Source organism: Burkholderia sp. 4M9327F10, assembly GCF_005503145.1.
Lineage (GTDB): Bacteria > Pseudomonadota > Gammaproteobacteria > Burkholderiales > Burkholderiaceae > Paraburkholderia.
Genome location: NZ_SCNV01000015.1, coordinates 1 through 13,809, shown reverse-complemented (window position 1 = coordinate 13,809; position 13,809 = coordinate 1). Strand labels below are relative to the sequence as shown.

The window sequence follows — 13,809 nt, the reverse complement described above, 5'->3', positions numbered from 1 at the left end:
GGGGTGCTTTGGGCTGTCTTATCCTGTTGACTGGTCGTCTGACGGATTGGCAAATGTTCGTGGTCCGAACGGCGAGCAGAAGAAGTACCTCGGAATTTGAGCCTGTTCCCCTTCGGGAGAGCGGGCATTTTTTTTAATGCCCCTGTGCCAGGGCATGGCTGTGATCGAGACGGACGAGCCCTAAGCGCCCGGCGACGTTAGCTCGGCACTGGACGTCCGCACTGAATTCATCAACCCCTGAGAGCTCTCATGCTAAAAGTCACCAAGGCAGTTTTTCCGGTAGCAGGTCTTGGCACCCGGTTCCTCCCCGCCACCAAGGCGAGCCCGAAGGAAATGCTGCCTGTCGTGGACAAGCCGCTGATCCAGTACGCGGTGGAAGAGGCGATGGCGGCCGGCATCACCGAAATGATCTTCGTCACGGGCCGCAGCAAGCGCGCCATCGAGGATCACTTCGACAAGTCGTACGAGATCGAGGCTGAGCTCGAAGCGCGCGGCAAGGACAAGCTGCTGGAACTCGTGCGCAGCATCAAGCCGAGCCATGTGGATTGTTTCTACGTGCGCCAGCCCGAGGCGCTCGGCCTCGGTCACGCGGTGATGTGCGCCGAAAAGCTGGTGGGCGACAACCCGTTTGCCGTGATCCTCGCGGACGACCTGCTGTACGGCACGCCGCCCGTGCTGGCACAGATGGTCGAGGTGTTCGACCACTATCACAGCTCGGTGATCGGCGTCGAAGAGATCCCACCGTCGGAAACGAAGTCCTACGGCATCGTCGACGGCAGGGAATGGGAAGAGTCGATCGTCAAATTGTCGGGCATCGTCGAGAAGCCTGCGCCGGAAGTGGCGCCGTCGAACCTGGGCGTGGTGGGCCGCTATGTGCTCAAGCCGCGCATTTTCGAACATCTGCGCGCGCTGAAGCCGGGCGCCGGCGGCGAACTGCAGTTGACCGACGCAATCCAGTCGCTGCTCGCCGACGAGCAGGTGCTGGCGTACAAGTATCACGGCACGCGTTTCGACTGCGGCAGCAAGCTCGGTTACCTGAAAGCGACCGTGGAGTTTGCGCTGCGTCACCCGGAAGTTAGCGCTGGTTTCCGGACCTACCTCGAAGAGCACCTTGCCGTGCGGCAGCCCGTCTGACCGATGGGTTCACCGCTGCGCATCGAGGCCGCATCGGATGCCCGCCTGCGCGTCCCTGGGACGGCAGGCAGACATCCGAGAGGTGGGGCTAGGTCCCGCTTCCGCCTGTTCCGCCGGTCGAGGTCCCTGAGCCGCCAGCTGAAATCGGCGCTGCGGCTCCCGCGGTGACGGCTGCGCTTGCCAGCGATGCGGCGGGCTGGCCATCACTCGTAATGGCTCCTGCGGCAAGCAGGGCGTCGAGATCCGCATCGGCGCCTGGCTGACCCGGTGTGAACGACACGGTCAAGAACGCGTTGGTAGACAGCGTCACACCGTACGTACTCTTTATTAGCTGTGCGACTGCGTTTTCCGCGTTGGCGATCACCGTGCTATTCGTCAGCGCATTCTGGTAGGTCGTGTTGGTCGTGATGCCGGCCAGCAAACCACTTAGTGTCGTGCCGAGCTGTCCGGCGAGGTAGCTCAACAGCAACTGCGTGAGGGACGTGATGTTGTAGGTTCCGGGACCGGAGGCAAACGAATTGAGCACGGTCGAGCCGCTGGTTGCAGTCAGGAGGCACGGCCCGTCGAATTTGAACGAATCCGAATAGGCTCCGTTTGAATTGGTAGTCGCGCTGCCGGAGCCGTTCTTGCAGCTCATCTGGATGGTCGCATTCGCTACTGCGGCGCCGATTGCCACTGTCCCCTGGATGGTCCCATTGGGGGAACTGCCGCCTCCCCCGCATGCGACCAACGCGCCGCTTGCAAGTGCGATCGATCCAAATTGCAGCGTGCGCCACACGCGCGTGTCAAGTAGCTTCATAGTTCTCTCCGAAAGAAAGTCACTCACAATTGGCAAGCGGTTGTGCCTGCGTTTTTTTCAGGTCCAGCAAACTGGCTTTGTAGATAGCTGATGGGACCACGCCGATTGCGGCAGCAGGATCGGGCGGCCCGGCATGAAGATCCGGCTTCGACGGGTCGCCGCCAGGCTTGGCATAGCGGTCGTACGCGTCGCGCATCCGGTATAGCTGCGTCGAAAAATAGGCGGCGCTGAAGCGTCCCTGGTTCAGGAGATCCTGGTCGGTGCTGTACGGGAAGGTGAGGTTTTGGGCTGCACCAGGCGTCAGGTAGTTGATCGAACCCACGCGCGTACGGAAGTCCAACGCAAACTGTTCGGCCCCGTAAACCTGAGCGATACCTGGCTTCATGCCTTGACGCGGTGTGAGCGGGAAGCTGATGGCGGCGCCCGCAAAGCTGCCCCGGCCGCTATGCTCGCCCGACACGCTGATCGATACATCGTCGAACCAGCGCGTAAAGGTGATGAGCGGCCCCTTGTCGCCGCCGACATAACGGGCCACGCCGGCCTCTATCCACAGCTTCCACGCCGGCTGTACCCATCTGTAAGTGAGCATCGCGTTGGTTTCGTGCGGCAACGCATCCTGCCCCGGCTCATGATGCAGATACGCGAGACGCAGGCGAACCATGTCGGGACGGCCGGGGACGAATACGGTGGTTTCGTTTTCGATGCCAACGTAGTCGTATTCGAATTTGCCCACCGCTGCCACGTTCAGGACCTGCGGCATGACCCAGAAACTTTGCGTCAGGGCCGCGGCGTACAGCCCGCCGCGCAGACGGTACTGACTGAACACCTGGCCTTCGTCCATGTTTTTCGTGTTGTACAGCGGCGCAATATAGCTTGCGTATAGTTCGGCGCCGCGCCATAGCGGAACGAATCCCGCTACGATCGCGCCTACAGAAATGTCGAAGTTGCCGTACTCCGTGCCGTATAGATAGTTGGTAATCGGAGAGATCTGGAGGCGCACGAGACCGTGGTACCCCTCGTTGCCGTGCCATGCAATCGAGTTCGCGTCATAGCGCGGTTGCGTTCGCATCGTCATCGATGCGCTTGCCGCTGCGGGTGATCCTCCAGTGAGGAATTGCGCATACGCTGTGCGATCGACAGCAATATCGGCAAGCGCCTGATTGTTCTTCTTCATGACCGCATGGATTCGCTCGATGCCATGCGGCGCATTGACGCTCGCCACGCCCAGTACGATGCCAAGTGCGTCAGCTTCGTTCTGGTTGTACCGGTGGTTCTCGTATTCGACCACCAGGTCGTGTCCGGTGACACCGACGCGTACACGTTCGAGGCCTGCTGCAAACAGTTGCGCGGCGATCAGATCGAGTGCCGCTGCATCCAGCGAGCCGGAGGCGGCCGGCGCACGCTCAACGGGTACCGCGGATGCATCATCAGCTACGACGATTGACGCATCAGATTGCAGCGGCGACACGAATGAAACCCGTTGTTCGGCCATGTCACCCGGTTGCGCTGCCGTTACCGCCGGGTGTAGTGGCGGCAGGCTACGCAGTGGGATCGTTTCAACCGTGCCTGTGCCGGTTGAAGTCGGTTGCGCCTGAACGTTGGCGTTGTCGCACAGGCCACCAGCGCAGCGTTGTGGGCTAAACCGCTTGCCGAACGGTATCTGGATTCCCACCGAGATCGATGTACGCGGCGATACACCGTCTGTGGATTTAAGCGCGCGCGTCACGGTGCCGATTATGTTGGCGTCGGCTAACCAGCTAATGCGGGGTGACTGATAACGCAGACCTGCATAGGGCGTCTTCGAGTCGTCTTCTGCCAGGAGCGATAGTCCCGTATGCCAAAGGGATAGCTGAACCCCGCCAAACACGCCGTCAAGCCGATCGCCCTGGCCATAGCCGATTGTCAGGTTGAGTGGCCCGACGGGCTGTGACACCTCACCGTATTTCGAGCGAAAGAAATGTGTCTGGCCGCCGATATCGGTCATGCCGAATGCAATGGCCGGCTGATATTTGAAGAACTGCGGTACCTCCACCTTAACGTCGGCCATCAAGTGACGAAGAATGGTGTGGTCCGCGCCCGCGTATGGCGCCGGTACGTTGCCCGGATAGTTTGCCAGCCCGCCGGATAGCTCCACGTACGGCAAGAGCCCGAACGCCCCCCAGTAGATCTGGGAGCCTGTCGCCTGATTACCGTATCGCGGGTCGATGTAGTTGTTGTATTGGGCTTCGCCCACTCCCTCGGGTAGTGCGAATGCATAAGGAATAACCAACCCGCCTGCCTGACCCAGCGAGTTTAGCGCGGGATCCACTGCATGCGCCGAAGTGGAAAATGCCAATGCAGCGCCCAGTGTCAGCGCTTGTGGGGCGAATCGCGGTCGATTGACGTCCAATGTGCTGGATCCCTTTTGGTGATGAGCTGGTTCGTTCCAGCGCTCCGTTGAATGCGCTTTGCCGCACCTCAACGGGACGCATGTGAGCGTTGTCGCGATGACCTGATTGACGCTATGGAAGAGGGAGCGGCCACGACGGTTCCCGCTCGTCCGGCGGCTACGCGGTCCGGAAGTTGAAACGCTGCGCCTCACTGATTGGGCCGGTGCATCCCATGCCTGCCGCGCGTCGGGTACCCGGCACTTCCTATAGAAAGGGCTCAGGCGGCGCGTGTCACTCGTCGCTGCTTTACTATCTTTTGATGCCGCACTACCTCGATAGGCTGTTGCAATATGCGGGTTCTTATTGAGGACTTCTAGTCGATGAAATCGATCCTATAGAACGATTAAGTATTCCGCCATCGAGTGTCGGAATGCGACCTGAAGTTGGCGACTACAGTTCGCCGGGAGGGGATTCTTTTCTGGTTTCTCTCTTCACGCGATGGCGGAATCTTTCACGGTTTTGGCAAACGCCCAAAGATGAAACATGAGATATTCCGCGCTGGGCGCAATCGATTCCAGGTGCCGACAGGGCAATGCGCCGACTCGGTTGAATCTGACGAGCAATGGAACGGCATGGGGCCGGTATGACTATCGCTTCTTCAACGCTTTTTACCTTTTGTATTGCGTGGGTTGCTGTCTACGTCTTCTTGAAGTTCGTCTGCGCGGTGTGGACCGTGACCGAACATTTCAACAGGATGTTTGGTCCGGAGTACACCCCCCGACATGCGAGCAGCACACTCGGTGTTGCCTTGGAAGGTGCGGCGAAGCTAATGGGTTGGGGGGCTGTCATTGTGCTTCCGGCCGGCGCCATTTTGCTTTTTGCCGCCTTGTTTCGCTGATGAGCACAGTGTCAGTACGCGACATAGGGACCCGTACCACCGGGTGTGGGACACTGTTCGACGGCCGTGTAGATATTGCGGCCGTAGAAGAACGGCAAGCCCCAGTCGAAGATGGCCGAGGTGACGTACGCCGGTCCGGCGAGCAACGGCATCACGGAGTCACCGCCATAGGTCTGCGACAGCGTCGTCGCATTGCCCACGTCGAACGACACCACAACGTTGGCGCCGTTCACCCCTTCAATTAACGCGCTTAACTGCTCAGGCGATGCCGGACAGTAGTAAGCGTTGTTCGGACTCGCACAGGTTGGCAGTGTACTGGTCTGGAAGAACAGGCCAGTCGAGCCGCTGTCCATGATGCTTTTTGTATAGGTTGCGCCGTTTTGCACCGTCGAGAAAGTCCCGTTGGTCGAATTGACGCCGATCACCTGGGCGCTCCCCAGGCCGTTATTGCTCTGCGTGCCGATGCCGAATACCAGTTGCCCCGTCAGCGAAGGCTCACCGCTCGCCGTTACCGCCGGCAGCATGAGGACCGAGCCGTTGTTATCGGTGGCGAAGTAGGGGATCGGATTTGCAACCTGCAGATCCTCGGCCAACGCGAGCGACGTGCAGGTCGTTCCTGCACAACCGTAGTACGTTGCCGGCACCGCCTGCTGCGCGCAGGCTGGTCCGCAGTCGTGCTTGAACACGCCAATGCCGAGCACGCCGTTGGCAGCCAGCGCGGCGGGAGTATTGCGCGACGCGCCCACGCTGCTGCAATCCGACGGCACGGCGCTGTAGTTCGGATCGATCACCTGGACCGGCAGCGAGGCCGCTTTTTCGTCGCCGATCTGCACGTCCGCGAGCCGCACCGAACCCCACGTATAACCATCGAAGAACTGCATGCACTCGGCGAGTGGATTAGCCGAGGCATCCTGCTCCTGCGGAAGCGTCACTGAAGACGGCAGTTGCGACGCGAACACGCGCAACCCCCACGAGCCGGTATCGACCAGCACGTGATCGATGGTTTGGCACTGTGCCGTACCCGGCGCACAGACGGTGACACTAACGAAAGGCATATTCGGCACGCCGACCACGCCGAAATCGACCGCGACCGCTGTGGCATTAGAGGCTAACAGCGACGGCGAGGGAGAACTGCTCGTGGCCGACTGTGCCGGGGTCGAAGCGCTGGACGAACCCTCGCCTGAGCTGTTCCCGCCGCCGCATGCCGTTAGGAGCAGGGCGACGAAGATCCCAAGCACGGTCGTGAGAAACGAACGTTCGTCACACATGATCGCCTCGCTATTGGACAACGCTGATATCGATGCCGGCGGGCGCAGCCAGAGGAAGATAAGCATGGCCGGCGAACGCGCGTAAATGGCCAGTCGAGACAATCACCAGATCGCTTTGGGATACCGCGAGTGGCGTGGCACGGCGCGTGGCAGTGGCCGCAATGTATTGATCGAAAGCAGCGCCAAGAGCCGTCCTCAAATCCGGGAGGGTGGGCCCTTCCCACGCCACGCCGAACACCATGCCGCTGAGTGACACATACTCACGTACCACCGTGCCTGACGGGAACGTAATGAGGTGCATGACGTAGCCTGCTCGCTGGCTGACGGTGTGCGTAACGGCATGCGTCCATAACGGATCGCCGGCGGTGGTGTTGATGTTTTGCCCTAACGTTGCATGTGCTGGCATCGAAAGCAGATGACTTGCCACGAACACCAGGCAGGCAATGCCCGTATGACGCAGCAGATTGTCCGGGCGGACGAAGAATAGGAAGGCCATGGAGAGTTACTCTCCCTTAAATTCGGCAATTAATATGGAATGCGAAATATGTGAGAGTTCGTCGAGAGAAAGATTTCGTGTCCCTCTGTTCTCACACATATTTCCTTGTCGTGATCACGCGTGCGAACTTTGGTTCTGCTGCTATGGCTTGCACAGATCTTCACGCGGCCGCGTAAAGTGAGATCGTGCGGACCATATTGCAATGGCCGTGCCATGTGCGTGAGAGCGCTTGATTTGCGAGGATGCTCGATGCGCGGTTGGATCGACGAGTGCCGGGTTGCCGCCAACGTTTCGCAATCGATACACGCCGGAAGCCTGGTCTGGCTGAAAATACGTGTTGATCGAAGACCCGAGTGACGCCATAACGTCACGGCACGTGCGACGCGCAAGGGTTAGGCGGGAGGTTGCGAAAATCCCCGGCACGGGGAAGTGACAATCAGTAAGACGTATAGCGCCGAAAAATACGTCGCAATCCTGAGACGGAAGGGGGCCCAGGAGTCAGCGGTGTTGCGTCGAGCGATCGCGATGGCTTTTCAGCCATCGCGTCCCCCGCTGTTTTTGGGTTCCTATCAGGAACCGCTTACTGCCTGATCTCCAGCGCAGCCGTCAGATCGCCCATCGGCGCAGCGCCATTGCTCGCCAGCGCAGCGTCACGTGCCGCGAGACCCGGCAGCGTCGGCAGAGAGAAGCGGTGCGTGATGAAGCGCAGGATCGACGTCGTGTCGTACTGCGTGTGATCGACGTAACCTTTCTTCGCATACGGCGAAATGATCAGCGCCGGGATTCGCGTGCCGGGGCCCCAACGGTCACCCTTTGGAGGCGCGACGTGATCCCAGAAGCCGCCATTTTCATCGTATGTGACAACCACAAGCATGTTGTTCCACTGCGGGCTCTTCTGCAGATGCGAGATCAGATCCGCAATATGCTGGTCGCCCGAGGCGACATCGGTGTAACCCGCATGCTCATTTAGATTGCCCTGCGGCTTATAGAACGATACTTGCGGCAGCGTCCCGGCATCGATTGCCTTGATGAACTCCGAACCGGCCAGACCGCCGTCGAGCAGGTGTTGCGTCCGGTTTGCGGTGCCCGGCGCGAGATCGGCGAAGTAGTTGAACGGCTGGTGGTGCGGCTGGAAATTCGGAGCCGTCAGGTTTGCTCCGTAGATCACACCCGATGTGCCGCTTTGCGCGGCGGACACCGCCGCGCCCCAGGCCCCGCCGTACCACGCCCAGGAAACATTAGCGTTGTTCAGCAGATCGCCAATGTGTTGCTGGGTTTGCGGCGGCAGCGTGGTGGCTGCGCCAGGATCGGCCAGGTTCGCGTCGCCGCCGGTCGCCGCCTTGTTGCCGCTCGGCTGATACGGCGGCTGCATCGTGTTGATCGCGTAGAAATCCGGCGTCAGATTGCCTGAGAGGACATATTTAGGCGGTCCACTCAGCGCGGAGGCCGGCGAATTGGTGGCGACCTTGAGCGTCACGCCGTCGCTCTCTACTGCCGAGATCAAGCCCGATGCCGGACTCGTGTTCGCGTTCGGGTAAGTCGGCGTGCACGCACAGATCAGCCACTGGTGGTTCAGGAACGAGCCGCCAAACGCACCCATGAAGAAGTTGTCGGCCAGCGTGTATTGCTGGGCGATCTTCCACAGCGGCAGCTTGTTGGCGTTGAGCGTGTAGTGGCCCATGACGAGACCGCCCGAGTCGGCCCACGCTGCAAACTTGTCGTTCTTGCCGCCGTCGATTTGCATCTGATTCTCGTAGAACCGGTGATACAGGTCGCGCGTCGTGGCGCTGATCGGTGTGTTGAAACCGTTTGGGTCGTCGATGGCGAACGGGCTATTCGGCAAGTTGGCGGTCATTGCCTGCGTTACGACGGGCGTGACGCCGGTTTGCGTCAGACCGTTCCATATGGTTGGCAGCGTCGCGAGGGTGGAGCCGTCGCGGTCCACCTGTTTCGCGCTGGCGGCCGTGACGTTCGAAAGGCCGTTGGCGCCAGGAAAGTTGCCGTACAGATTGTCGAAGCTGCGGTTCTCCGCGTAAATCACCACCACCGTTTTGATGGCCGTGATGTCCGGTTGGGTCACGCCGCTGCCTCCGCACGCGTAAAGGCTCGCTAGCGTGGCGATCGCGATAGGTATCGCGCAGATCATTCTTTTATCCATTGTGTGTGTTCACTCTCTCTCGCGTTGGGGACGGGCCGTGCGCAGTACCTGCTCGAATGGCCGCGTGCGAGATTCTGGGGAGCAAATTTGACAGGAAAATGTAATTTATTACAAATTACATTCTACGAAGATCTACGCGTATGGAAATTGTCATATATAAGTAACGCATAAGAAATACTATCGCGGGCTTCAACATGGCTACCTCACACCATTTCTATGCGGCCTCGTCTTACGTGGATTCAAAGAGCCTTGGTTTGGCCGGCGGTGCGGCTTTGCGTCCGGGCAGGCGGGCTTCAAGCGGCACTGGCAATCGCCGCGGCAATGACGTTGGCGGCTTGCGATGCCGGGGCGCCGGCAGTATCCAGCGCCGTGGGCGCTTCGTCTGCCGCAGTGCCGCCGGTCGCGGCGGCACCTACAGAGGGCTTCGTCGTGCAGACGGCTGCACATGACGGCGGACAGACTCGCGCGCAGGTTTACGAGTCGGTTCGTCAGATGGGCGCGCTCGGCAAGCAGATGTTCTTCGATGCGTCGCTGTCCGGTTCGGGCAAGCTGGCCTGTGTGTCGTGTCACAGTCCGGAGCACGGGTTTTCGCCCGCTAATTCGCTCTCTGTGCAGTTGGGTGGCAGCGACATGCGCCGCAGTGGCCACCGTGCTGCGCCGACGCTCAAGTATCTGCAATCGGTGCCGGCGTTTAGCGAGCACTATCACGAGTCGGATGACGACGGCGACGAAAGCATTGATGCCGGGCCGACCGGCGGTTTGACGTGGGACGGGCGGGTCGACCGTGGCTCGGACCAGGCGCGCATTCCGCTTCTGTCGTCGTTTGAAATGGGCAGCACGCCGGCGAAGATCACGGCGGCAGTGAAGGCCGCGCCATACGCTGATGCGTTCCGCGCGGCTTTCGGTGCGCACATTTTCGATAGTGACGACGCCACCTTCAAGGCCGTGCTGCAAGCGCTCGAGACTTTCGAGCAGACGCCTGAAATCTTCTATCCGTACACCAGTAAGTACGATGCGTATCTGGCGGGTAAGGCGCAACTGAGCGCAGCCGAACTTCACGGCCTGCAGGTCTTCAATGACGAAAAGAAGGGCAATTGCGCAAGCTGCCACATCAGCCAGCGCACGATGAGCGGTGCACCGCCGCAATTCAGCGATTTCGGCCTGATTGCGATTGGCGTGCCGCGCAACCGTGCGCTGCCGGTGAATCGCGATCCGCACTTTTACGACCTCGGCGCTTGCGGGCCCGAGCGTACCGATCTGAAAGGACGCGACGAATTCTGCGGCATCTTCCGCACGCCGACACTGCGCAACGTCGCGTTGAAGAAGAGCTTCTTCCACAATGGCATCTATCACTCGCTTGATGAGGTGCTGCGCTTTTATGCCGAGCGTGATACGAATCCGGAGAAGTTCTACCCGGTCGTGAAAGGAAAGGTGCAGAAGTTCGATGATTTGCCGCAGCGTTACTGGAGCAACCTGAATACCGATCCGCCTTTCGATCGTAAGCCCGGCGACAAGCCAGCGCTCGACGAGGCTGAAATCAAGGATGTGGTTGCGTTCCTGAATACGCTGACCGACGGCTACAAGCCGGCGGGCTCATGAACGGACGGGCCGGCAGCACGCTGGCCTTGTATTTTTTGTTGCACTGCACCTTGAATTGCCACCTGTCTTTGCTATCAGTTCGTTTAGAAGAATTAATGCTCAAGGACGCTTCGCGGACGCTAAACTTATTTGAGTAGTTGAAGCTCAGCCAAGTAGTTGAGTGAAAACGATCTCAAGGAGAGAACGCATGTCGACTGAAACGAAGTGCCCGTTCAACCATACCGCGGGTGGCGGCACGTCGAACCGAGACTGGTGGCCGAATCAACTAAGCCTGAAAATCCTGCATCAGCATTCGTCCTTGTCCGACCCCATGGACAAGGGCTTCAACTACGCTGAAGCATTCAAGAGTCTCGACCTCGCGGCCGTAAAGAAGGATCTCCTGGCGGTAATGACCGACTCAAAGGACTGGTGGCCGGCGGACTTCGGCCACTACGGTCCTTTCTTTATTCGCATGGCATGGCACAGCGCCGGCACGTACCGTACGGGCGATGGCCGCGGCGGCGCCGGGTCCGGTCAGCAGCGCTTCGCGCCGCTGAATAGTTGGCCCGACAATGTTAGCCTCGACAAGGCACGCAGGTTGATCTGGCCTGTCAAGCAGAAATACGGCAACAAGATTTCCTGGGCCGACCTCATCATCCTGACCGGCAACGTCGCTCTGGAGTCGATGGGGTTCAAGACCTTCGGCTTCGCTGGTGGCCGTGAGGATTCCTGGGAGCCGGACGAAGACGTCTACTGGGGGGCCGAGACCAAGTGGCTCGACGACAAGCGCTACGCCGGTGACCGGAACCTCGAAAATCCGCTGGGTGCCGTGCAGATGGGCCTGATTTACGTCAATCCGGAAGGGCCGAACGGTAATCCGGATCCGCTCAAGGCGGCCCGGGATATTCGCGAGACGTTTGCCCGCATGGCAATGAACGACGAAGAGACGGTTGCGCTGATCGCCGGCGGCCACTCGTTTGGCAAGACTCACGGTGCGGGCGATGCAACTCTGGTTGGCGCCGAGCCGGAAGGCGCACCGATCGAGCAGCAAGGCCTTGGCTGGAAGAGCGGCTATGGCAGCGGCAAAGGCCGTGACGCCATCTCGAGCGGTCTGGAAGTGACCTGGACCACCACGCCGACGAAGTGGAGCAACGACTTCTTCAAACACCTGTTCAGCTACGAATGGGAATTGACCAAGAGCCCGGCCGGTGCGCATCAATGGAAGCCGAAGGGCGACGCGGGTGCGGGCACGGTGCCCGATCCGGAGGACGGGTCAAAGTCCCGCGCGCCCTCCATGCTGACCACGGACCTCTCGCTGCGCTTCGATCCTGCCTATGAAAAGATTTCGCGGCGTTTCTACGAAAATCCGGATCAGCTCGCGGACGCGTTTGCTCGGGCCTGGTACAAGCTGACGCACCGCGACATGGGGCCGCGCGCCCGCTATCTCGGCCCGGAAGTTCCGGCCGAAGAACTGCTTTGGCAAGATCCGATTCCGGCGGTCAATCATAAATTGATCGATCAGCAGGACATTGCCGCACTCAAAGCCAAGATCCTGGCTTCCGGTTTGTCGGTATCGCAACTGGTTTCGACCGCGTGGGCTTCGGCGTCCACGTTCCGCGGCTCCGACAAGCGTGGCGGAGCAAACGGTGCTCGCATTCGCCTCGCGCCGCAGAAGGATTGGGAAGCGAATCAACCGGCTCAACTGGCGAAGGTGCTGGAGACGCTCGAAGGAATCCAGCGTGAGTTCAACGGTGCGCAGTCCGGCGGCAAGCAGGTCTCGCTCGCCGACCTGATCGTACTGGCGGGTGATGCGGGTGTCGAGAAAGCGGCGAAGAATGCCGGTCATGAGGTGACGGTGCCGTTCGCGCCGGGTCGTATGGATGCTTCACAGGCGCAAACCGATGTGGAAGCATTCGCGGTGCTCGAACCGATCGCAGACGGCTTCCGCAACTACCTTAAGGGCAAGTACACGGTATCGGCCGAATCGTTGCTGGTGGATAAGGCGCAATTGCTGAATCTGACCGCGCCGGAGATGACGGCGCTGGTGGGCGGCCTGCGTGTCCTGAACGCCAACGTCGGACAGGCTCAGCACGGTGTGTTTACCAAGCGTCCGGAAGCGCTGACCAACGATTTCTTCGTCAATCTGCTCGATATGGACACGGAGTGGAAACCGGTCTCGGATGCCAATGACGTGTTTGAGGGCCGCGATCGTGCAACCGGTCAAGTCAAGTGGACCGGTACGCGTGTCGACCTGATCTTCGGCTCGCACTCGCAGCTGCGAGCTTTCTCGGAGGTCTATGGGAGCTCGGATGCGCAGAAGAAGTTTGTCCATGACTTTGTGGCGGCATGGAGCAAGGTGATGAACCTCGATCGCTACGACCTTGCTTGACCTTGGAGGTCCGGTCTTAGAGGTCTAGCGTTGAAAGAAGACGGCCGATCGCAAGATCGGCCGTTTTTGCTTGTGCGGTATGGCAAAGATTCGTATCCGCCTGAAGAATTTATTAGTAGGACTGCAAATTGATTTTCTTGACTTAAGAAAATTTCTGCTTAAGCTCTTGACAAGTGCCCGTCGAGACGACCTAAACAGTGGCTAAAGCGCCGCAAAAAATAATTTCACAAATACGCTTGACGTCCCCCTGGGGGCATCGCATAATTCGCCTCCCGTTTGATGACGGACGCGAAGAAAGCAGAGCTTCTGAGCGAAAGATCTTTAAAAATTAACAGCCGATAAGTGTGGGCGCTTGATGGCGACGCGAGCCGGGTCCTTCGGGGTCTGGCGTACAAGCGAAAGTATCAAGTCTCACACAGTAATGAAAGGAAGGTTTTCCTGTTCTTATGGACAGGTTAATCAATCGTCAGTACGTTGAGTGAGCGACCGGTCTCGGAAGAGACCGAAAACAGTAACAGGAATTGAACTGAAGAGTTTGATCCTGGCTCAGATTGAACGCTGGCGGCATGCCTTACACATGCAAGTCGAACGGCAGCACGGGAGCAATCCTGGTGGCGAGTGGCGAACGGGTGAGTAATACATCGGAACGTGTCCTGGAGTGGGGGATAGCCCGGCGAAAGCCGGATTAATACCGCATACGCTCTGTGGAGGAAAGGGGGG

Annotated in this window: 9 protein-coding genes and 1 rRNA gene; 5 read left to right on the top strand and 5 right to left on the bottom strand. The window is 59.6% G+C overall.

Annotated features, from left to right (window positions below):
- The first annotated feature begins 249 nt into the window (after positions 1 to 249).
- Positions 250 to 1,134 carry a UTP--glucose-1-phosphate uridylyltransferase GalU gene (gene galU, locus FFS45_RS15950; RefSeq protein ID WP_137955615.1) on the top strand — a complete coding sequence of 295 codons (885 nt, stop codon included), beginning with the start codon at positions 250 to 252 and terminating at the stop codon, positions 1,132 to 1,134.
- 88 nt (positions 1,135 to 1,222) lie between these two features.
- Here the strand turns inward: galU and FFS45_RS15945 are convergent, their stop codons facing one another.
- Together FFS45_RS15945 and FFS45_RS15940 are read right to left on the bottom strand one after the other, a co-directional pair.
- Positions 1,223 to 1,933 (bottom strand): carboxypeptidase regulatory-like domain-containing protein, encoded by a 711-nt coding sequence (locus tag FFS45_RS15945; RefSeq protein ID WP_137955614.1) that lies wholly within the window; start codon positions 1,931 to 1,933, stop codon positions 1,223 to 1,225.
- 19 nt (positions 1,934 to 1,952) lie between these two features.
- Positions 1,953 to 4,241: a YjbH domain-containing protein gene (locus FFS45_RS15940; protein WP_249362801.1), complete on the bottom strand. Its 2,289-nt coding sequence runs from the start codon at positions 4,239 to 4,241 to the stop codon at positions 1,953 to 1,955.
- 704 nt (positions 4,242 to 4,945) lie between these two features.
- Between FFS45_RS15940 and FFS45_RS15935 the strand changes: the two genes are divergently transcribed.
- Positions 4,946 to 5,200, top strand: coding sequence for a hypothetical protein (locus tag FFS45_RS15935; RefSeq protein ID WP_137955613.1), 255 nt, complete (start codon positions 4,946 to 4,948; stop codon positions 5,198 to 5,200).
- An 11-nt stretch (positions 5,201 to 5,211) separates the two neighbouring features.
- Here the strand turns inward: FFS45_RS15935 and FFS45_RS15930 are convergent, their stop codons facing one another.
- The 3 genes from FFS45_RS15930 to FFS45_RS15920 form a co-directional block, all read right to left on the bottom strand.
- On the bottom strand, positions 5,212 to 6,468 hold the full coding sequence (locus tag FFS45_RS15930; protein ID WP_137955612.1) for a DUF3443 domain-containing protein: 1,257 nt from the start codon (positions 6,466 to 6,468) through the stop codon (positions 5,212 to 5,214).
- Positions 6,469 to 6,478: 10 nt separating this feature from the next.
- Positions 6,479 to 6,874: a DUF2844 domain-containing protein gene (locus FFS45_RS15925; RefSeq protein WP_249362814.1), complete on the bottom strand. Its 396-nt coding sequence runs from the start codon at positions 6,872 to 6,874 to the stop codon at positions 6,479 to 6,481.
- Positions 6,875 to 7,544: 670 nt separating this feature from the next.
- On the bottom strand, positions 7,545 to 9,122 hold the full coding sequence (locus tag FFS45_RS15920; RefSeq protein ID WP_137955610.1) for an acid phosphatase: 1,578 nt from the start codon (positions 9,120 to 9,122) through the stop codon (positions 7,545 to 7,547).
- A gap of 216 nt (positions 9,123 to 9,338) precedes the next feature.
- Here FFS45_RS15920 and FFS45_RS15915 point away from each other — a divergent pair, with 216 nt between their 5' ends.
- From FFS45_RS15915 to FFS45_RS15905, 3 genes are all read left to right on the top strand, one after another.
- The gene (locus tag FFS45_RS15915) at positions 9,339 to 10,721 is read left to right on the top strand and encodes a cytochrome c peroxidase (RefSeq protein ID WP_137955609.1); all 1,383 of its coding nucleotides are present in this window, start codon (positions 9,339 to 9,341) and stop codon (positions 10,719 to 10,721) included.
- 187 nt (positions 10,722 to 10,908) lie between these two features.
- On the top strand, positions 10,909 to 13,089 hold the full coding sequence (gene katG / locus FFS45_RS15910; RefSeq protein ID WP_137955608.1) for a catalase/peroxidase HPI: 2,181 nt from the start codon (positions 10,909 to 10,911) through the stop codon (positions 13,087 to 13,089).
- 523 nt (positions 13,090 to 13,612) lie between these two features.
- A 16S ribosomal RNA gene (locus FFS45_RS15905) occupies positions 13,613 to 13,809 on the top strand; the annotation flags it as partial.

Coding starts and splice junctions, on each gene's coding strand:
- katG (WP_137955608.1), top strand. CDS start 10,909: ATGTCGACTGAAACGAAGTGCCCGTTCAACCATACCGCGGGTGGCGGC.
- FFS45_RS15925 (WP_249362814.1), bottom strand. CDS start 6,874: ATGCCAGCACATGCAACGTTAGGGCAAAACATCAACACCACCGCCGGC.
- FFS45_RS15945 (WP_137955614.1), bottom strand. CDS start 1,933: ATGAAGCTACTTGACACGCGCGTGTGGCGCACGCTGCAATTTGGATCG.
- FFS45_RS15920 (WP_137955610.1), bottom strand. CDS start 9,122: ATGGATAAAAGAATGATCTGCGCGATACCTATCGCGATCGCCACGCTA.
- FFS45_RS15915 (WP_137955609.1), top strand. CDS start 9,339: ATGCGGCCTCGTCTTACGTGGATTCAAAGAGCCTTGGTTTGGCCGGCG.
- FFS45_RS15930 (WP_137955612.1), bottom strand. CDS start 6,468: ATGTGTGACGAACGTTCGTTTCTCACGACCGTGCTTGGGATCTTCGTC.
- FFS45_RS15935 (WP_137955613.1), top strand. CDS start 4,946: ATGACTATCGCTTCTTCAACGCTTTTTACCTTTTGTATTGCGTGGGTT.
- galU (WP_137955615.1), top strand. CDS start 250: ATGCTAAAAGTCACCAAGGCAGTTTTTCCGGTAGCAGGTCTTGGCACC.